Source organism: Sinosporangium siamense (assembly GCF_016863435.1).
GTDB lineage: Bacteria > Actinomycetota > Actinomycetes > Streptosporangiales > Streptosporangiaceae > Sinosporangium > Sinosporangium siamense.
Window position 1 is genome coordinate 76,916 of sequence record NZ_BOOW01000035.1, and the last position, 19,832, is coordinate 96,747.

The following is a 19,832-nucleotide window of genomic DNA, read 5'->3' on the forward strand; positions in this document are numbered from 1 at the left end:
CGCCTAAAACTCCCTCACCATCTCAGCAAAGTATGAGTGCACGCGGGCCTCACCGGTCAGCTCGGGGTGGAAGGACGTCGCGAGCAGCGGCCCCTGACGGACCGCCACGATCCTATCCCCCGTATCGGCCCGGGCCAGCACCTCGACCGCATCGCCCACCGACTCCACCCAGGGCGCGCGGATGAACACGCCTCTGACCTGGCCGAGTCCGGAGAATTCCAGATCGGATTCGAAGGAGTCGACCTGGCGTCCGAAGGCGTTGCGCCGGACGACCATGTCGATGCCGCCGAAGGTCTGCTGACCGTCCATGCCGCCTTCGATGCGGTCGGCGAGCATGATCATGCCGGCGCACGAGCCGTAGGCGGGCATGCCCTCCTTGATGCGCATGCGGACGGGTTCGAGCATTTCGAAGGCCTCGGCCAGCTTCCACATGGTGGTGGACTCCCCGCCGGGGATCACGAGGGCGTCCACGGCGTCGAGTTCGGCAGGACGCCGTACGGTGACCGCACGCAGGCCCGTCGCCGTCAAGGAGTGGAGATGCTCGCGGACGTCGCCCTGGAGGGCGAGGACGCCGACGGTCGGTGCGGGGGTCACAGTGGTCCTTCCCAGTGGGGCTGAATTCCCCCTAAGCGTATGACCACTCCCCGAAACTCCCCAAACCACCTCACTTCATGGGAGCGTCGGCTGGGCGGCGGCGAGCGGCACCTGCCTGAGGCCCGGCACGCGGTCCCGGACGACAAATCTCGCCCGGGTGTGGACGGGGGCGCCGGGTCTCCTGACGTACGGCAGGACCTTGAAGTCCGCGGTCACCGCCTCCTGCGTGATCTTCAGCATGATGTAGCCCCGCTGCCCGTTGTAGAACCGCAGGTGGGGGTTGTTCCAGAACAGCGGGTGCATCGCCGGCACGGTGTCGGCCCCGTCCCCATCGCTGCTGATCGAGGTGGTGACCAGTTCCGCCCCGACCACCGGGGAGAACGGATTGTCATAGTCGAGCCGGATGTCCGCCGCCCAATGGGCGTGGGCGTCGCCGGTCAGCACGATCACGTTGCGCACCCCGGCCTCCATCCAGCCGCGGGTGACCCGCATCCGTGAGGCGGGATAGCCGTCCCAGGAGTCCTTGCGCACCTTCCTGCGCGGCCCGGGGGCGCTGTCGCGCTGGCCGAAGAAGACCTGCTGGCCGATCAGGTCCCAGCGGGCGCGTGATTTGCGAAAACCGTCGACGAGCCAGCGCTCCTGCTCTTGGCCGGTGATCGTGCGGGCGGGGTCGTCGGCGGCGCACCAGATGGCCGAACCCGCACAGGTCTGATCACTGCGGTATTGCCGGGTGTCGATCAGGTGGAAACTCGCCAGATCCCCCCATTCCAGGCGGCGGTAAAGGAGCAGGTCAGGACCCCGGGGTACGGCATTGGCCCGCAACGGCATGTTCTCGTAGTAGGCGCGGAAGGCCACCTCCCGGCGGGAGGCGAAGGCGGGGTGGGAGGCGCGCTGCCCGCCGCCGGCCCAGTTGTTCTCCAGCTCGTGGTCGTCCCAGACGACTGCCCAGGGGGCGGCGGCGTGGGCGGCGCGCAGGTCGGGGTCGGTGCGATACTGCGCGTAGCGCAGCCGGTAGTCCGCGAGCGTCCGCGTCTCACGGCCGACGTGGCGGCGCACCCCGTGGGCGCTGGGCGGCGTCTCGTAGATGTAGTCGCCGAGGTGCAGCACCAGGTCGGGGCGCTCCTCGGCGAGCCTGCGGTAGGCGGTGAAGTGGCCCTGTTCGAAGTGGGAGCAGGAGGCGACGCCGACGAGCGCCGGGACGTGCGACTGCGAGGCGGCGGGAGAGGTGCGGGTCCGGCCGTTCTGAGAGACATGTGTGCCGGATTTGAAGTGATACCAGTAGTCCCGTCCGGGTTCGAGGCCGGACACCTCCACATGCACGCTGTGGCCCCATTCCGGGAGGGCGTCGGCCACGCCTCGCCGTACCTCCTTGGTGAGGGCCTCGTCGGAGCAGACGCGCCACTCGACGGGGGTGCCGTGGTCGGGCATGCCGCCTTTCCCGTCGGGGGCGAGCGGATCGACGGCGAGGCGGGTCCAGAGGACGAATCCGTCGGGAGACGGGTCGCCTGAGGCGACGCCGAGGGTGAAGGGGTCACGTGGCGGGGTGGTGCGTGAGGTGGCTTGTGCCGTACCCGGCAGGCTCACGGCCGCTCCCGCCACCGAGGCGGCGGCGAGGAAGGAACGCCTGGTCGGCACCGGCATGGTGGACCTCCGGGAAGATCGGGACGGAACTCCCGCAGCCTCCCCCACCACCGCCGCGTGCACGGCCCCCCGGGAGCGCTTATGCGCTATTCCGACCGGATCTTTGGGTGCATGAAAACGGCGGCCCCCTACATAGGGGGCCGCCGGGGCGGAAAACCGCTGACGACTACCAGCCGCGGTCGGCCAGGCGGTGCGGGACCGGGATGTCGTCGACGTTGATGCCGACCATGGCCTCGCCGAGGCCGCGCGACACCTTGGCCAGCACGTCGGGGTCGTCGTAGAAGGTGGTGGCCTTGACGATCGCGGCGGCGCGCTTGGCCGGGTCGCCGGACTTGAAGATGCCGGAGCCGACGAAGACGCCCTCCGCGCCGAGCTGCATCATCATCGCGGCGTCGGCCGGGGTGGCGATGCCGCCCGCGGTGAACATGACAACGGGCAGCTTGCCGGTCTTGGCGATCTCGACGACGAGGTCGTAAGGCGCCTGGAGCTCCTTGGCCGCGACGTAGAGCTCGTCCTCGGCCATGGAGGTGAGGCGCTTGATCTCACCGAAGATCTTGCGCATGTGGGTGGTCGCGTTGGACACGTCGCCCGTGCCCGCCTCGCCCTTGGAGCGGATCATGGCCGCGCCCTCGCTGATGCGCCGCAGGGCCTCGCCGAGGTTGGTGGCGCCGCACACGAAGGGCACGGTGAAGCGCCACTTGTCGATGTGGTTGGCGTAGTCCGCCGGGGTGAGCACCTCGGACTCGTCGACATAGTCGACGCCGAGGGCCTGGAGGACCTGGGCCTCGACGAAGTGGCCGATGCGGGCCTTGGCCATGACCGGGATGGACACGGCGGAGATGATGCCCTCGATCATGTCGGGGTCGCTCATGCGCGAGACGCCGCCCTGGGCCCGGATGTCGGCGGGCACGCGCTCGAGCGCCATGACGGCCACCGCTCCGGCGTCTTCGGCGATCTTGGCCTGGTCGGGGGTGACGACGTCCATGATGACGCCACCCTTGAGCATTTCGGCCATTCCACGCTTCACCCGGGCGGTTCCGGTGACAGGGGTCTCAGGGACTTCGGGGCTGCTGGACACGATCTTTCCTCACGACGGCTGAAAGCTGAGATCATCGGCCGCCCATGGGGGTACCGATTCATCTCCATCGTAGGCGCTGATCACACTTGGCCCCGACACGCCCTCTTGTCAGACTTTGGTCATCGATTTCGCCATTAAGGCTATGTGCCCTGTACGGCGGAGCCATGGCGGAAGCCGGCCGATCGACGACGGCCGGCCGCACGCCCGCGGAGGGGGCCAGGAGCGGCCGAGTCAAGGTCTTTGTCAGCTTCGCCCTGCCGGGGCAGGCAGACCGCGACGGCTTCCACACCCGCCATGCGGGCGGCCAGCTCGTCGAGGGCGGCCTCGGCGGGCTCCCGCCGGAAGCCCGGTTTACGGCTGGATCGGCTTGGGCGCCGCCAGCACCACCCACACCTGCCCGGGGGCGAACGGCATCGGCTCGCCCTCCTTGGTGGTGAACTCCGTGCCCGACTTCTCGTTCTTCCGGCTCCACCGGGCCTCGAAAGCCTGACCGTCCCGCAGCACGACGGCGCGGCCCTTGCCGACCGTCTGCACGAGCGGCGTGTAGCTGTCGTTGACGTCGTGGAATTGGGAGCGGCCGGTCTTGGCATATTGCACGACGATCGTCGGCGCGCCCTGCTGGCCGCCCTCGGCGGCGACGTCCCGCTTGCCGTCCTGCCAGACCAGCCACCGCTTCTGATTCTCCGACCACCCGAAGGTGAACCGCGCCGCCGGATAGCGCACCGAGTAGGTCTTGCGTGGCGTGCCGCCCTCGGGGGGCGTGTCGGAGAACACGAAGCCGATGTCCTTGGCCTTGGTCGCCTTGGGGGCCGCCGCCAGCAGCTTCTTGGGGGTGGCGAACAGGTTGTAGGGCGCATAGCGCCCGGGCTCCCGGAAGTAGGCCGAGGGAGCGACCCCGTCGGCCACGTCGACGAGCGAGGCGGCGCGCACGAACGGGATCATCTTGGTCTGCACACCGGAGTAGGAGAAGGCGGGCCTGCCGAACTGCGCGAGAAGGTGCAGGTCGGTGATGCGGGCGCTGCGCACGGGACCAAGCTTTTTGGGCAGTTTGGAGGAGTAGACGGCGATGAGGCGGGTCAGTCCGCCCTCGACCTGGGTGACGTAGATGATGTCGGCGCTGCGCAGCCCCATCTGCGGTTTGCCCGCCGAAGTGTTCTCGATCTTGACCGCGAGCACGGGGTCGGCCTCACCGGAGTACGGCATGCCGGTGAAGGGGTGGCCCGGCGGCTTCTCCGTGGGGGTCGCGGGCGTGGGAGAGGCGGACTGGGGGATCTTTCCCGCCGCCGGGGGCGGCGTGGACGAGCATCCCGCGACCGGAAGGAGCACAGCGGCTCCGGCCAGGGCGGCGGCGAACTTCCTGGGTACCCCCACGTGCCTACTCCTCAAACTCTGCCCCGTGAACCGGCCAAAGCTTACCTATGTCGCAGGATGTGCGTTTCCGGTTTGGTCCAGGATGATCCACGAGGAAAGCGGACAGCACGGTGGGAACGTGCTCACTCTGCGGCCATGGCCTGTGGCGGTACGTCGTCGATTTCGAAGAACTTCGGATACTCGGTACGGCCGGCCAGACGCAGCGTCCGGGCCAGCCAGCGGCGCTGTGCCGTACGCGTCACTCCCACGGAGTTGTTGTAGAACCGCCGCGAGTAGAGCACCTTGGCCACCGCGGCGTGCAGCTCGTCCCACAGCGCCTTGCCGTCGGGGGACTCCGCCATACGCTCGTGGAAACGCTCCTGGTCGATCACCGCGCGCAGCGTGTTAGACAGGTCGCTCTCGGCGTGCTCACGCTCGTCGGGCCCCGCCGTACGCGCCTCGTGGGCGGCGGCGGCCAGCACCAGGCTCGTCGCCGGGTCGAGGATGCGCGAGCCGGCGAGCTCCAGGCAGACGGCGGCCCTGCGCACAAGGGCGGCGTCGAGCGACTCGCGCGCCAGCTCCAGCCGGATGTGCAGCCGGTCGAGGCGCCCGGCCCGCCAGGAGATGTAGACGGCGGCGAGCACCACGAGAACGCCCACCACCAGGATGATCGTCGTCGTGCTCACCGCGCACCGTCCTCGGCGCGCTCGTCCTCGACGAGCACGGGCACCTCGCCGACGACCGTCTCATAAACCCGCACGACGTCGCGCGCCACCGTCGACCAGTCGTATTTCAGCACGGCCTGGCGCGCCTCGACCGCCAGCTTGGCCCGCCGCTCCGGATCGTCGAGCAGCTCGTCCGCCGCCCGCGCCAGCGCCCGCGCGTCGCCCGTCGGGAACAGCACACCCGCCTGCCCGTCGCCGAGCACCCGGCGGAAGGCCGGGATGTCGCTCGCCAGGATGGGCGCGCCCGCCGACATCGCCTCGGTGAGCACGATGCCGAAGCTCTCGCCGCCGAGGTTCGGCGCGCAGAAGACGTCCACGGAGTGGTAGGCCCTGATCTTGTCCTCCTCGCTGACCAGGCCGAGCACTCCCACCCGGTCCCTGTACTCGGCCGGAACCTGCTCGTAGACCTCGTCCTCGTCGCCCGGCCCGGCGATCAGCAGCCGCACGTCCGGCCGCTTGGCCGCGAGCAGCGCGAAGGCCTCAAGCAGTACAGGAAGCCCCTTGCGCGGCTCGTCCATGCGCCCGAGGAAGCCGATGACACCGCCGCCCGGCCCCCAGCCCGGCAGCGGCTCGGCCTGCTCATAACGCCCCACCGTCACCCCGTTGGGGATGAGCACGGCGTCGCCCCCGACATGCTCCACCAGCGTCTTGCGCGCGGCGTCCGACACCGCGATGCGGCCGGTGATCTTCTCAAGCGCGCTCTGCAGCATGGGACCGGCCACCGACATGGCCCGCGACCTGCGGTAGGAGGCGTGGAAGGTCGCCACGATGGGCCCCCGCGCCACCCAGCAGGCCAGCAGCCCGACCGAGGGCACGGCGGGCTCGTGCACGTGCAGCACGTCGAAGGCGCCCTCCTTGATCCACCTGCGCACCCGCGCCGCCGACAGGAAGCCGAAGGCGAGCCGCGCCACCGACCCGTTGTACGGCACGGGCACGGCGCGGCCGGCCGAGGTGACATAGGGCGGCAGATCGGCGTCCTCGGCCGCGGGCGCCATCACCCACACCTGGTGGCCGTCGCGCGCCAAAGCCTCGGCGAGGTCGCGGATGTGGGCCTGCACGCCCCCGGGAACCTCCCAGGTGTAGGGGCAGACGATGCCGATCCTCATGGTCCGGCCCATGGCGGTCACGGGCGCGGGTCGAGGTCGGCGAGCCACAGGCGCTGAAGCATGTGCCAGTCCTCGGGGTGCTTGGCGATGGCCTCGGCGAACACGTCGGCCATCACCTGGGTCATCGCGGCCACCTTCTCCTTGCGGGAGCCGTGCTCCGGCACGGGGATCTCCGGGTGGATGCGGAGCCCCCAGTCACCGCCCTCGAACCACATGGACGCGGGGTGCAGGGCCGCGCCGGTCTGGATCGCCAGCAGCGCGGGGCCCGCCACCATGCGGGTGTGCTCCCCGAAGAACTCGACCTCGATGCCGTTGTTGGTGAGGTCGCGGTCGGCGGGCAGGCACACCACCTTGCCCGAGCGCAGGCGGCGGGCGAGTGTGCCGAAGGCGTGCGCGGTGCCGCCGTCCTTGGCGGTCAGGGGCAGCACCTCCATGCCGAGCTTCTGGCGGAAGGCCAGCCATCGTTCGAACAACGATTCGGGCTTGAGGCGTTCTGCGACGGTTGTGAAGGGGTGGCCCGTGTGCACCAGCCAGGCACCCGCATGATCCCAGTTGCCCATGTGCGGAAGGGCTAAAACGACTCCGCGGCCGGCGGCGACGTTGTCGAAGATGTAATGATCGTCCACGGAGTGCATGCCGGTGACAATGCGCTCGCGGGACATGACGGGCAGCCGGAAGACCTCCAGCCAGTAGCGGAAGTAGGAGCGCAGGCCCGCCCTGCTCAGCTCGCGCACGGCCGGGTCGCCGGGGTCCTTGCCGACCACCCGCGAGAGGTTCTTCTCCAGGCGGAGCACGGACTTGCCGCGCCGCCGCCACATGCGGTCGGCGATCGCCCGGAACACCGCGGCGGCGAGCCGCTCGGGCACGCGCGGCACGAGGTACCACGCCACCGAGTACATCGCGGCCACGAGACGGTCTTGCGTTTTCACCGGTGCACCGCCTGTCGGTAGACGTGATGCAGGCGCTGGCAGACGGTGACCGCGCTCGCGGCGGCGAGCAGCCAGAGGCCCACGGGAAGGATGTACGGCACGCCGAGGCCGGACAGGCCGGTCGCCACGAGGATCACGACGAGCCGCTCCGGCCGCTCGGTGAGGCCGACGTCGGCGGTCATGCCGAGCCCCTCAGCCCTGGCCTTGGAATAGGAGACCAGCATGCCGGCCACCAGGCAGAACAGCGCCAGCGCGGCGAGAAGCACATCGTCGCGCAGGACGAAGTAGAAGATCAGCCCGGCGAAGATCGCCGCGTCGCCGACCCGATCGAGCGTCGAGTCGAGGAAGGCCCCCCATGCGCTGCCGTCGGCGCCGGTCATGCGGGCCAGCACCCCGTCGAGCAGATCGGCGAGGACGAAGACCGTGATGATCACCGTGCCCCAGAAGAGGTGCCCGCGCGGATAGAAGACCAGGGCCGAGAGCACGGTGCCTAGCGTGCCGACGGCGGTGACCACGTTCGGACTGATCCCCCACCGCGCGAGGGTCCTGCCCAGGGGGGTCAGGACTCGGGTCACGGCGGGGCGTAGAAGTTTGAGCATCGCGTTTTGATCGTATCCATCGGCGGGGCTGTGTGGCGTCTGTTGAAGATGGGGAACACGCCGGAATCTGTGGGTATCTGCCCTGGCCGGATCATGTACGGCGGCGCCCCCGGCGACCTCCGCAAACACCGATATGCCTGACGCGGTCGGCGGAAACGGCCCCACGCTCCCAGAGCAGATCGGTCAATCCCCCGCTATCACTTTGCCTCCTCCCCCTTGTGATATTCGCCACATAGGTATTTGGTGAACACACCGCGTCGTTGCGGTTGTCGTGCGCACCGACGCGGGTGGCGGACCCGGCTGCGGTCGCCCGAGCGGCCGCACACGAGACGCAGGAGGCGACGTGGCGGACAGGAACAGCGGTGGTGCCCCGGGAGCCGCGGGCAGAGCACCTTCGGCCGACCGACCCGACATGGTGCGCAATGTCGTGCTGGTCGGCCATTCAGGAGCGGGAAAGACCACACTCGTCGAGGCCCTTCTGGCCGCGACCGGCACGACCCAGCGCGCGGGGCGTGTCGAGGACGGCACGACGGTGAGCGACTTCGACGAGGTCGAGGTACGCCAGCAGCGATCGGTCAACCTGACGCTCGCCCCGGTCGTGTACAACGGGATCAAGATCAATCTGCTGGACACCCCCGGCTACGCCGACTTCGTCGGCGATCTGCGCGCGGGTCTGCGGGCGGCGGACGCCGCCCTGTTCGTGCTCGCCGCGAACGAGGGCGTAGACGGGCTCAGCCGCATGCTCTGGGACGAATGCGCCACCGTGGGCATGCCCCGGGCGGTCGTCATCACCAAGATCGACCATCAGCGGGCCGACTTCGAGGAGCTGCTGGCGCTCTGCCAGGATGCCTTCGGCGACGGCGTGGCGCCGCTCTACCTGCCCCACGACGGCGGGCTGGCCGGGCTGCTGTCCCGGCGGTTCTACGACTACTCCGGCGGCAGCCGTACGGAACGGGCACCCGACGCGGACCTGCTCAACCTCATGGAGCAATACCGAGAGGGGCTGATCGAAGGGATCATCCAGGAGAGCGAGGACGAATCGCTCATGGAGCGCTATCTGTCGGGCGAGGAGATCGACAGCAAGGTTCTCATCGACGACCTGGAGAAGGCGGTCGCCAGGGGCGGTTTCCACCCGGTGCTGGCCACCGGCGCCGGCATCGGCACGCAGGAGGTGCTCGAACTCATCACCCAGGGCTTTCCCTCACCTCTCGAACACCCGATGCCCGAGATCACCACCATTCAGGGCAGGCCGGTGAACGGCATCGTGTGCGACCCCGAGGGCCCGCTGGTGGCGGAGGTCGTCAAGACCACCAGCGACCCCTACGTAGGCCGCATCAGCCTGGTGCGGGTCTTCTCCGGCACGCTGCGCCCCGACCAGACCGTGCACGTCTCCGGGCACGGCCTGACCGACCGCGGCCACGATGACCACGACCTCGACGCCCGCATCGGCGCACTCTCCTCACCACTCGGCAAACACCAGCGCACCGCGGCGAAGTGCGTGGCCGGCGACATCGCCGCGGTCGCCAAACTCTCCCGCGCCGAGACCGGGGACACCCTGTCCGACAAGGATTCACCGCTGCTCATGACGGCGTGGACCATGCCCGACCCGCTGCTGCCCGTCGCCATCCAGGCCAAGTCCAAGGCCGACGAGGACAAGCTCTCCCAGGCCCTCTCACGGCTCGTGGCCGAGGATCCGACCCTGCGGCTGGAGAACAACGCCGAGACCCACCAGCTCGTCCTGTGGTGCATGGGCGAGGCCCACGCCGACGTGCTCCTGGACCGGCTGGCCCGGCGGCACGGCGTCGAGGTCGAACAGGTCCAGCTCCGGGTGCCGCTGCGCGAGACCTTCGGCGGCAAGTGCCAGGCCATGGGGCGCAACGTCAAGCAGACCGGCGGCCACGGGCAATACGCCATCTGCCATCTGGAGGTCGAGCCGCTGCCCTCCGGGCGCGGGTTCGAGTTCGTGGACAAGATCGTGGGCGGCGTGGTGCCCCGGCAGTTCATCCCCTCGGTGGAGAAGGGAGTGCGGGCCCAGATGGAGCGGGGGGTGGTCGCGGGCTATCCCATGGTGGACATCCGGGTCACCCTGTACGACGGCAAGGCCCACTCGGTCGACTCCTCCGACATGGCCTTCCAGATCGCCGGCCAGCTCGCTCTCAAGGAAGCGTCGGCCAAGGTGCCGACGCTGATCCTCGAACCGGTCGACGAGGTGGCGGTGCTGGTGTCGGACGAGTACGTCGGGGCGGTGATGTCGGACCTGTCCTCGCGGCGTGGGCGGGTGCTCGGCAACGAGCCGGTCGGCCGCGGGCGCACCCTGGTGCGGGCCGAGGTGCCCGAACTGGAGATCACGCGCTACTCGATCGACCTGCGGTCCATGTCGCACGGGACGGGCACGTTCACCCGCACGTTCCTGCGCTACGAACCGCTGCCGTCGCACTTGGCGGACAAGGTGGTTTCCACGTGACGGCCTGATCGGGTTCCGGGCGGCCGCCTGTGTGTGGCCGCCCGGTTTCTTTCCGGTGGATCTGCGTGCGTGGGGCCGTCCGGTTTCTTTCCAGTGGAACTGCGTGCGTGGGGCCGTCTGGCTTCTTTCCAGTGGAACTGCGTGCGTGGGGCCGTCCGGTTTCTCCCGGTGGGTCTGCGTGCCTGGGCCTGATCGGACGGACCGAACCGGACCGGAGCGGACCGGCTCCCGGTGAGCCGCTCCGCTCCCCGCTATAACGTGCTCTTGACCGGAGCCTGACCTACCGGCAGACCGCAGCAGGCGGCATAACGTGTCTCAGGCGGCACGCCAACGCCCTTTGCCGCGCCGGGCCCGCCGATCACCCGACGTTACCTGGGTATCACGAGTCGAATTCCTTCTTCAGGCGAAAGCATGCCGGTGGCGGTGCAAGACTGATGACTTATGCGAACCGGACGCCCACTGATCGTCGTGGCCGCTCTCTCCATCGCCACCACCGGCGCGGCCTACGCCTTCGGCCCAAGCGGCAAGCCCAAATCCAAGCCCAAGCCAAAGCCCGCGTCCGTCTCGATGCCCTTCGCCGCCGCCGGCGCGGGCATGACCTCGGCCACCACCTCGTGCGACCCGGACCCTCGCCGGCCCAAGCGCGAGCTGCGGGGCGTGTGGATCGCGACCGTCAAGAACATCGACTGGCCCTCGCGCGCCGGGCTCCCCATCGCCCAGCAGAAGTCCGAATACACCCGCATTCTCGACAACGCCGCCGCCCGGCGGCTCAACGCGGTGTTCGTGCAGGTGCGCCCGGCGTCCGACGCGTTCTACAAGTCGCCCTACGAGCCCTGGTCCCAGTGGCTCTCCGGCGCCCCCGGCAAGAACCCCGGGTGGGACCCGCTGCCCTTCCTCATCGAGGAGGCCCACAAGCGCGGGCTGGAGTTCCACGCCTGGTTCAACCCCTACCGCGCCGCCGCCTCGGACACCACCCCGCTGCCCCCGCGCCACCCCGCCCGCCTCAACCCGGGCTGGACCGTCAAGCACGAGGGCATGCTCTATTACAACCCCGGCCTGCCCGCGGTGCGTGAGCACGTAGTCAAGGTGATCACCGACGTGGTCAAGCGCTACGACGTCGACGGTGTGCACTTCGACGACTACTTCTATCCCTATCCCGGCAAGGGCACCCCGTTCGCCGACTCCGCCGCCTTCTCGAAATACGGCAAGGGCAAGAGCCTGGCCGCCTGGCGCCGCGGCAACGTCAACAAGCTCGTGGCCGAGGTGGACAAGGCCGTCCACGACACCAAGAACTACGTGAAGTTCGGCATCAGCCCGTTCGGCATCTGGCGCAACAAGTCCAACGACCCGACCGGCTCGGCCACCAGCGGCATGTCGGCTTACGACTCGATTTATGCCGACGCCCGCCACTGGATTCGCAAGGGCACCGTCGACTACGTCCTGCCCCAGCTCTACTGGCCTAGGGGCTTCAAGACGGCCGACTACAACGTGCTCGCGCCCTGGTGGGCCAAGGAGGTCAAGGGCACCGACGTCCAGCTTTACATCGGGCAGGCGCTCTACCAGGTGGGCACCACCGTCAACCCGGCGTGGAAGAAGCCAGGCGAGCTGGTCGATCAGATCAACCTCAACAGGAAGATCGGCGAGATCAAGGGGGAGGTGTTCTTCAGCGCCAAGCAGCTCGGCACCAACCCGCTCCGCGTGCTCGACCGCATCTCCTCCACGGTTTACGCGCGGCCCGCGCTGCTTCCCCTCATGAAGGACCGCGGCGGCCAGGCCCCGCCCCCGCCCGCGGACCTCAAGCAGGAGGGCGGCAACCTGACGTGGGCCTCCGCCCAGGGCGCCACGGGCTACGCCGTCTACCGCGTGCAGGGCGAACCCGGCGCGTGCACCACGGCCGACGCCCGCCACCTCCTCGCCGTGGAACCCGCAGTCGCCGGCACCCGGCAGAGCTTCCCCCTCCGCGGCGGCGGCACCTACCTGGTGACCTCCCTCGACCGGCTAACCAACGAGAGCAAACCCACAATCCTCGCCGTCAAGGGCTCCTGACCCCCGCAACCAAACGCCCCGCGGGCACCGCCGTACGGTTTGCCGGGCCGGCCCCTGGCGCACGTCAGGCCGCCCGTACGCTGCCCGCAGCGCGCCGCTCACCTGGCGGTTGGCCATCCGCCCGTTGGGACCTCTCCCCGTGCGGGCTCCGCCGTACGGCGGTCCCCGTGGCACCACGGCCCCTAAGCCTGGCCGCATGCCACGGTCTTCGTGGCTCTTGAGCCGAGGCCGCCTCCGCAGGCCTGTCCCAGGCGGCTTGGGCACCGGGGCCGCCCGTCCCAGGCGGCGGCGCCGTACGGGCCTCCTCGCATCGGCCCCAGCCCTCAGTGATCGCGGTGATCCAGCCGTTCGGGTGGTGGCGAGATCTCATTCGGGTGGATATGAGGCGCGGCCTTGGGTGAGTTCCGTGAATCTGTGGACCGCAAACACGATCTTGCCCTACGGTGCCTGGGTTGACGGTCTAATCGGATCGGCCGGGGTGCCCGCAGCTCCTCGGTGGATCTTGCCTCCGGAGCGGCGGTCCCGGCGGTCGTCACCGACGCGCGGTGGTCGCGCGGTCCCGCCCAATCCGGCCGGGACTCCACGGGGAGGTTGCAAGTGAGGCGCACGATGGTCGCACGGCTCGCGGGCGTGCTGATGGGGGCGGTGGTCACCGCGTCCCTGGCGTTCGGCGCGGCGGTTCCAGCGCTCGCCGCGTCCGGGGAGACGGCGTCCGATCGCGGCGTGTCCGGGTCCGGGGCGTCGTCGCTTGGACACGGCGCCTCCGCCTTCGGCCTCGGGGACACGGCACCAGGCGCTCTCAGCTCAGGTTCCGAGGGTTCCGCGGGGTCCGCGGGGTCCGCGGGGTCCGCGGTCGAACACGTCGCGGCCGGGCCGGTTGCGCTTATCGGGGTGCCGGGGCTCATGTGGAGCGACCTCTCCCCCAAGGACACTCCCAGTCTGTGGGCGTTCGCCGCCGAGGGCGCGGCCGGGTCGTTGTCGGTGCGCACCGTCGGCTCGGTGTCCTGCCCCTACGACTCGTGGCTGACCGTGTCGGCCGGCATCAGGTCGGCCGTCGGCGGCCGGTGCGGTGGTCCCCCGGTGCCTGAGCAGCGGGGGACGAGTGCCGTGGTGCCCGGGTTCGCGTCGCTGATCGAGCCCGGCGGGCAGAAGAACGCCGGTGCCCTCGGCGCCGCCGTGAAGGCCGCCGGGCAGTGCGCCGTCGCCGTCGGACCGGGCGCCGCCGTGGCACTCGCCGATCCCACGGGTGCGGTCGTGGACTACGTGCCGTCCGCGGCGCAGCTCGACCCTGAGCGACTCAAGCGGTGCCGGATCACCGTGGTCGACGTGGACACCCTGATCAAGCCTTACCTGACCTCCGGCTATATGCCGAGGGAGCCCGAGGTGCTCGCCCCCGCGGACCGCCAGGCCGCCGTGCGCGCGGCCGACGAGCAGGTCCGCGCGGTGCTCGCCGCCCTCCCCGCCGGCGCCACCGTGATGGTGGCGGGTCTTTCCGATCACGGCACGGTCCCCCACCTGCGTGTCGCCGCGCTCCGCGCCCCCGACGCCAAGGGGCGCACGCTCGGCGCGGTCTCCACGCACCGCGACGACATGACGATCCTGCCCGACCTCACCACCACCCTGCTCACCGTCGCGGGCGTCCCCATCCCCGGCGGGGTGGTCGGCGTGCCGTGGGAGGCGGGAGAGCGGCGTGCGGCCTCGCTTGAGGACGCCAGGGACCGCCTGATGGACGAGGAGACGGCAGGGCAGACCATCAGGGGGCTCGGCGCGGGCTTCTTCTGGACGCTCGCCGGGCTCCAGGTGCTGTTCTACATCGTGGCCATCCTGCTGCTGCGCCGGCGCACCGGGCTCCCCGCCGTGCGGGTCGCCGCCCTGGCCCTCGCCTCACTGCCCACGTCGACCTATCTCGTCAACCTCTTCCCGTGGCACCGCGCGGGGCAGCCGATGGCGACGCTCGTCGGCGGCATCCTCGGGTGCGCCCTGCTGATCGCCACGGTGGCGCTCACCGGGCCGTGGCGGCACAGGCCGCTCGGCCCGCTCGCGGTGGTCACCTCGGTCACCGCCGCCACCCTGGTCGGCGACCTGATCACGGGCACCACGCTTCAGTTCAACAGCGTGATGGGCTTCAACGGCATCAACGGGGCACGCTACTACGGCCTCGGCAACATCCCGTTCGCGCTGCTCGCCACCTCCGTGCTCCTCACCGCCACGGTCGTCGCCCACCGTCTCACCGCCCAGGGGCGGCGCGGCCTCAGCGCGATCGTGGTGGCCGCCTCGGGCGGCGTCGCCATGATCCTCGGCGGCTGGCCCGGCGTGGGCAGCGACTTCGGCGGCGTCATCGCCTTTCTGCCCGGCATCGCGGTGACCGCGATGCTCGTGGCGGGACGCAAGGTCTCCCTGGTGAAGCTCGGCGCGTTCTGCGTCGCCGGCGGCGTCACCGTGATGGCCATCGCCTTCCTCGACAACATGCGCCCCCCAAACTCCCAGACCCACCTCGGCCGCTTCGCCGGACAGGTGCTGACCGGCGACGCGCTCCCGGTCATCCTCCGCAAACTCGACGCGATGCTGCGCACCCTGCTCAACCCCAACCTCATGCCGATCGTCATCGCGGCCCTGGCCTTCCTCATCTTCGCCGTCCTACGCCCCGGCGCCGCGAGTGCGGGCGTCATCCCCGCCGCCTTCACCCACTCCCCCGCCCTCCGCGCGGGCCTCATCGGCACCCTGGTAAGCGGCGTGGTCGGCACCCTGGTTAACGACTCGGGCGCCGCCGTGCTCTCCATGGCCCTCGCCCTGGCCGTCCCCCTGGTCCTGTCCGTCGGCATCGCCTCCCTGGGCCAGGACGACCCCACCACCCCAACTCCGGCCCCCACCCCGGACGACACCACCGAAACCCCCGAACCCCGCCCAACCGGCCCCGCCGGCACCCTCGGCGCCACCCAACCGGCCTGACCCCCGCACACGGCGAGGGCAACGCGCCCTCGCCGTGTACGGCACCGCCGTACGTGTGGCCGCCTTTGCGGCTCGGCCTCCTCAACTCCACCAAGCTTCGTGTGGCACTTCACCTAGCGGAGCAGCACCCGATTTGAGTGCCGTGCCCCCGCATCGATCCTTCCCCACGAGAGGGATAGCCCCAGGCCAAAGACGTGCCCTCCGTAGTCCCCCCCGGCCGGCAACCAAAGCCCGCTGGTGGAGCGCGCAGTTGTTGCCCCGACGCGTCCAGTTCGGTGCGCACAGGCTCTCTCTTGTAAACAATCGCCCTTCGCTGCTCTGTCGTACTGAAATCTGTCGATCGAACCGCCGGCGGTTCGTGTAGCTGTTGAAGACCGACGCCAGGTCGGCGAAGGGAAGGGGCACGCCGCAATGAACGAGGTACAAACACTGGTCACCGGGCGAGGCTTGGTCGAGTCCCCACGCTGGCACGGAGACCGGTTGTACTTCTCCGATTGGACCGCAGGTGAGGTCATCGCCGTCGACCTGGACGGCCGCACCGAGGTGGTCGCACGAGTGCAGTCGTTCCCACTGTGCACCGCCCGGCTCCCTGACGGGAGACTGGTGATCGTCTCCTCACAGGAGGGGAAGCTGCTCCGCCAAGAGAACGACGGATCCCTGGCCACCCACGCGAACCTCGGCAAGGCAAGCTGGAACGACATCGCAGTGGACGGCCGAGGCAACGTCTACGTCAACGCCATCGGCTTCGACATGATGAGCGGCGAGGAGTTCAAGCCCGGCTTCGTCGCCCTGGTCACGGCGGACGGCTCGGTGCGCCGGGTGGCCGACGACATCGCCTTCCCCAACGGCATGGCGGTCACGCCCGACGGCGCCACGCTCATCGTCGCGGATTCTTACCGCAACAGCTTGACGGCCTTCGACATCACCCCGGACGGCAGCCTGTCCAACCGCCGCGTCTGGGCCGAAACCGGGACCGACCACCCCGACGGCATCTGTGTCGCCCCCGAGAACACCGTCTGGTATGCGGACGTCGGCAATAAGCGCTGTGTCCGCATCCGCGAGGGCGGCGAGGTCCTTGAGACGGTCGACATCGACCGAGGGTGCTTCGCCTGCGCGCTCGGCGGCCCGGACGGGACAACTCTGTTCATCACAGCCGCCGAATGGCATGACATGTCCGACTCCGAAACAGGCCCGGTGCCGCCGGGCACCGGGCAGGTGCTCACCACCCGGGTCGACCAGACCCCTGAGTCTGTCAATCTGCGCAAGTAGCTCAGTGGAGGAGCACTTCGTTCGGGATGAAGAGGCCGTGGGTTCAAATCCCGCCCCCCGACCCAGTTGAAAGGCCACTTCCGATCTTCGGAAGTGGCCGTTTTGATCTCCGTTCAGCTGCGAAGTACAGCAGCGGGCGGCGGCTGCCTCACGTCCCGAGCGTGCCACCGAGCTTCCTGAGAGCCTGCTCGGTGGCGTCGGTGAGCCCTCCGTGGTCACGGCTATCTGGCTGTGGTGGAGAATCCGCAGGCCACTCGGGGTGAACGTCCAGGGCGGCGAGCAGCGTCGCACAGGTCCCCCGAGTGCCGTGCACGGTGATCCGATGCACACCCGCTTGCTCGACGCGAAAATCGAACCTGCGGTTGAAGTTGTGCGGCTCCATAGGCTTGCCATTGCGCGTCGTGAATACGACCCGCATCCTCCCAGCACTCCGAATGAGCCTTTCGATCCTGCTCCTGGCGCTCTTTTCTCAACTTGAGCGCAGCCATGCAGATATCAGGCAGAGGTAGACGGCTTCCGATGCCTCAGTCTTGACAGCACGCCCAAGCAACCGCTTCCAAACACGCTGAGCCTCGGAGGGCCGTGCTTGCTCAATACTCATACAACACACTAGAGGTGTCAGTGGGTGGGCTAGGGTTGTTTGCATTGAAGAGCTAGACCCTGCTCATGTCATCAGGCGAAGGCACATTTACGAAGGGCATACGACGTCAGCAGCGGAATCGGGCATGGTATGGACAGACATCGTCGCTGTGTCCACTGCAATAGCGGCCCTCATCGTCGCTGTGTGGGTAGCCACGTATGCACGACGCCAAGCTCAAGCAGCAATTGATCAGGCAGCCGGTGCCCAGAGATCGGCAGATGCTGCTAACGATCAAGCGGCCTCTGCTCGCGAGCAGGCAGAAATCGCCAGTCGCCAGTTGGCCCTGTCGGAACAAGTACACCGTGAACAACAAGAGCCGTACGTGATGGTAGATATTCAGCTCAACCGTCATGTGAAGCAGGTCTTTGACCTCGTGATTGAGAATGTTGGGCCCAGCGTAGCGCGCAATGTTAAGATCGCTTTCGATCCTCCGCTTGAACGAGTCCGGGATCTCGACGAGGTACAGGCAGATCCCATCGCTGATATCTACATCTTCACCGACGGTATCCCGCAGATCCCTCCACGTCATCGTCTCGAGTTCTTCCTCGATGTCACCCACGAACGGCTTAACTCATCGCTACCCAAGGTCTATACCGTCACAGTCGATGCTGAAGGTCCGTTCGGCAGAGTCGAGACGCTCACCCATAAGATCGATCTGAACATCTATATGGGTGGCATTGGCCGGCTGGGCGTCAAGTCGGTCCACCAGGGCGTTCAAGAGCTGGAGAAGATTCGGGGAGAGATCCGAGCGACAGGCCGTTCTATCGCGAGTGCCATTAGCGGAGTAACAGAAATGCTACATACAAGCGAGAACGATATTTAGAATCCCAGAATGCCGGCCAGGCGTCTAACTGCGGCTCGACCAGGTTAAAGTAGTATTCCGGCGAACTTCGCCGCTCAGTGGCCGTTGGGCTCAGGACTGGAGCGACTCGGCGCAGCTGAAGCAGGAAGCAGCGCGATCCGCTCGGCTAGCTCGCGCACCTGCGGTCCGGTGATGCGTTGAGCCCGAAGGTCGGACACCAGTGTTTCCAACCGCCTACGGGTGGTCGAACGCAGTCGCTGCGGGGGCACCTCATCAAGCACAGCACCAGCCAAGGCGCACGCGTCGTCAGCCCTGCGCCGGGCGGCGTGGGCACGCGCCAGGACCCCAGTGGCTGCGGCCCACCCTCCCGAGCCAACGGCCTTTGATGCAATTGAGGCCTGCGCGTACTCGGCGGCGCGTCCCGGTTCGGCTAGGTCGAGGTGGGCCTCCGCCAGGTGCAGATGCAACTCAGCGGCGTCGAACCCGAACCGGCCCGGCTTCCCCCGTCCTCCTGCGGCATCCATGTGCCGACGAGCCGCATCAGCTGTGCGTCGCGCCTCGGAGACCTCCCCGAGGCGGGCCAACGGGCGTAGTCGGCACCAGGCAGCAATCTGGGCGCGACGCAGCTCAGTGTCGGCGTAGTCTCCCGCCTGCTCAGCCAACTCCAACGCGTGCTGGTCGCGCCCTTCGAAGAAGGCAACCATGGATGCCGCGCCCAGCGACCAGGCGGCCAGGCGGTGCTCACCGACGTCGATCCCGAGCCTGGCACCGGTACCCAAATGGATGTGCGCGCCGGAGGCATCGCCCGTGTGGAAGGCCAGGTTGCCTAGCAGCGCCGAAAGCCATCCGGCTACGCGCCGCAGCTCGCGCCGCTGTTGTTCGCCTGGCTGGGGGCGCAGCGCGCCCACCACCAGGGAACGGCACCGATGCACCTCAGCGGCCAGGACCGCAGGTGGGTGGTCTCCGTAGCCCAGAGCGTAGAAGTCAAGGGCCTGGGCGAGCAGGTCGCGGGTAGCCGGCCCGGACGCGCCTTCGGCCTCCATTTGCAGTGCAACGCTGTCGGCTACGGCCTTGAGACTGCTGTGCTCCACGGCTGCCTCCTGCCCGGAATCGGCGATGGGCCGACGGTACCAGGGCGGCGATGGGCCGTGGGGGTACGGCAGGCCCAACCTCCACAACGGCACGCCATACAACCGCGACAGCGCCTGGGCATACTCGGGCGAGGGCCGCGCCGCCCCGTGTTCCCAGCGGCACAGCATCGCCGTGGTCGCACCAGGCCGAGCAAGCCCGTCACCGGTGTAGAGCCTGCCGATCCCCTCCAGCACCTCCGGGCGCGACCACCCATATGCCAGGCGCCATGCCTCCAAGGCCGAGACAGTCGGGAGAAGGCGGCTAATCTGCTCGGCGATCAGCGGCACCGGCATCCCCGTACGCTGGGCCTCGGCGCGGATGCGGGCGGCCAGACGGGCTAGCTCGGCCCGACGACGGTGGCTGACAGCCATGGTCGCCACACCTTTCACTGCACGCGGGTTCAGCAGGCGCACCATAAGCCGCAGGTCGGCTGTTGCGCTATTGCCGCGCTCGACATTGTTCACCTCCTTGGGCGGCATTGAGCCGATCTGGCCCTGCATCGTTGACTC

14 protein-coding genes are annotated in these 19,832 nt (G+C 68.9%); 5 read left to right on the forward strand and 9 right to left on the reverse strand.

What is annotated here, in order from left to right:
* Window positions 1-3: 3 nt before the first annotated feature.
* From pdxT to pgsA, 8 genes are all read right to left on the reverse strand, one after another.
* Window positions 4-594 (reverse strand): pyridoxal 5'-phosphate synthase glutaminase subunit PdxT, encoded by a 591-nt coding sequence (gene pdxT, locus Ssi02_RS27165; protein ID WP_204030411.1) that lies wholly within the window; start codon window positions 592-594, stop codon window positions 4-6.
* Window positions 595-669: 75 nt separating this feature from the next.
* The gene (locus tag Ssi02_RS27170; protein ID WP_204030412.1) at window positions 670-2,235 is read right to left on the reverse strand and encodes an alkaline phosphatase D family protein; all 1,566 of its coding nucleotides are present in this window, start codon (window positions 2,233-2,235) and stop codon (window positions 670-672) included.
* Between the two features lie 166 nt (window positions 2,236-2,401).
* Window positions 2,402-3,316: a pyridoxal 5'-phosphate synthase lyase subunit PdxS gene (gene pdxS / locus Ssi02_RS27175; protein ID WP_373870207.1), complete on the reverse strand. Its 915-nt coding sequence runs from the start codon at window positions 3,314-3,316 to the stop codon at window positions 2,402-2,404.
* Window positions 3,317-3,664: 348 nt separating this feature from the next.
* Window positions 3,665-4,684 (reverse strand): DUF3048 domain-containing protein, encoded by a 1,020-nt coding sequence (locus Ssi02_RS27180; RefSeq protein ID WP_204030414.1) that lies wholly within the window; start codon window positions 4,682-4,684, stop codon window positions 3,665-3,667.
* Between the two features lie 122 nt (window positions 4,685-4,806).
* On the reverse strand, window positions 4,807-5,349 hold the full coding sequence (locus tag Ssi02_RS27185; RefSeq protein ID WP_204030415.1) for a hypothetical protein: 543 nt from the start codon (window positions 5,347-5,349) through the stop codon (window positions 4,807-4,809).
* Window positions 5,346-6,494, reverse strand: a complete 1,149-nt coding sequence (locus Ssi02_RS27190; protein ID WP_204030416.1) for a glycosyltransferase family 4 protein — start codon at window positions 6,492-6,494, stop codon at window positions 5,346-5,348. Before Ssi02_RS27190 ends, Ssi02_RS27185 begins: the two co-directional genes overlap by 4 nt.
* 17 nt (window positions 6,495-6,511) lie before the next feature.
* Window positions 6,512-7,423 (reverse strand): phosphatidylinositol mannoside acyltransferase, encoded by a 912-nt coding sequence (locus tag Ssi02_RS27195; RefSeq protein WP_373870205.1) that lies wholly within the window; start codon window positions 7,421-7,423, stop codon window positions 6,512-6,514.
* Window positions 7,420-8,022, reverse strand: coding sequence for a phosphatidylinositol phosphate synthase (gene pgsA, locus Ssi02_RS27200; RefSeq protein WP_204030417.1), 603 nt, complete (start codon window positions 8,020-8,022; stop codon window positions 7,420-7,422). Before pgsA ends, Ssi02_RS27195 begins: the two co-directional genes overlap by 4 nt.
* Window positions 8,023-8,365: 343 nt before the next feature.
* On the opposite strand from pgsA, the gene Ssi02_RS27205 reads away from it, so the two are divergent.
* The 5 genes from Ssi02_RS27205 to Ssi02_RS27225 all read left to right on the forward strand — a co-directional run bounded on the left by Ssi02_RS27205 (window position 8,366) and on the right by Ssi02_RS27225 (window position 18,213).
* Window positions 8,366-10,486, forward strand: coding sequence for an elongation factor G-like protein EF-G2 (locus Ssi02_RS27205; protein WP_204030418.1), 2,121 nt, complete (start codon window positions 8,366-8,368; stop codon window positions 10,484-10,486).
* 441 nt (window positions 10,487-10,927) lie between these two features.
* The gene (locus tag Ssi02_RS27210) at window positions 10,928-12,532 is read left to right on the forward strand and encodes a glycoside hydrolase family 10-like protein (protein ID WP_204030419.1); all 1,605 of its coding nucleotides are present in this window, start codon (window positions 10,928-10,930) and stop codon (window positions 12,530-12,532) included.
* 597 nt (window positions 12,533-13,129) lie between these two features.
* A complete protein-coding gene (locus Ssi02_RS27215; protein WP_204030420.1) occupies window positions 13,130-15,481 on the forward strand; it encodes a hypothetical protein in 2,352 nt (783 codons plus the stop codon).
* A 411-nt stretch (window positions 15,482-15,892) separates the two neighbouring features.
* Window positions 15,893-16,750 carry an SMP-30/gluconolactonase/LRE family protein gene (locus Ssi02_RS27220; protein ID WP_204030421.1) on the forward strand — a complete coding sequence of 286 codons (858 nt, stop codon included), beginning with the start codon at window positions 15,893-15,895 and terminating at the stop codon, window positions 16,748-16,750.
* A gap of 725 nt (window positions 16,751-17,475) precedes the next feature.
* On the forward strand, window positions 17,476-18,213 hold the full coding sequence (locus Ssi02_RS27225) for a DUF8453 domain-containing protein (RefSeq protein ID WP_204030422.1): 738 nt from the start codon (window positions 17,476-17,478) through the stop codon (window positions 18,211-18,213).
* A 74-nt stretch (window positions 18,214-18,287) separates the two neighbouring features.
* Here the strand turns inward: Ssi02_RS27225 and Ssi02_RS27230 are convergent, their stop codons facing one another.
* Window positions 18,288-19,823, reverse strand: coding sequence for an NsdA family TPR-like regulatory protein (locus Ssi02_RS27230; protein ID WP_239129787.1), 1,536 nt, complete (start codon window positions 19,821-19,823; stop codon window positions 18,288-18,290).
* Window positions 19,824-19,832 lie beyond the last annotated feature (9 nt).

Coding starts and splice junctions, on each gene's coding strand:
- Ssi02_RS27190 (WP_204030416.1), bottom strand. CDS start 6,494: ATGAGGATCGGCATCGTCTGCCCCTACACCTGGGAGGTTCCCGGGGGC.
- Ssi02_RS27210 (WP_204030419.1), top strand. CDS start 10,928: ATGCGAACCGGACGCCCACTGATCGTCGTGGCCGCTCTCTCCATCGCC.
- Ssi02_RS27230 (WP_239129787.1), bottom strand. CDS start 19,823: ATGCAGGGCCAGATCGGCTCAATGCCGCCCAAGGAGGTGAACAATGTC.
- Ssi02_RS27225 (WP_204030422.1), top strand. CDS start 17,476: ATGGTATGGACAGACATCGTCGCTGTGTCCACTGCAATAGCGGCCCTC.
- Ssi02_RS27170 (WP_204030412.1), bottom strand. CDS start 2,235: ATGCCGGTGCCGACCAGGCGTTCCTTCCTCGCCGCCGCCTCGGTGGCG.
- Ssi02_RS27220 (WP_204030421.1), top strand. CDS start 15,893: ATGAACGAGGTACAAACACTGGTCACCGGGCGAGGCTTGGTCGAGTCC.
- pgsA (WP_204030417.1), bottom strand. CDS start 8,022: ATGCTCAAACTTCTACGCCCCGCCGTGACCCGAGTCCTGACCCCCCTG.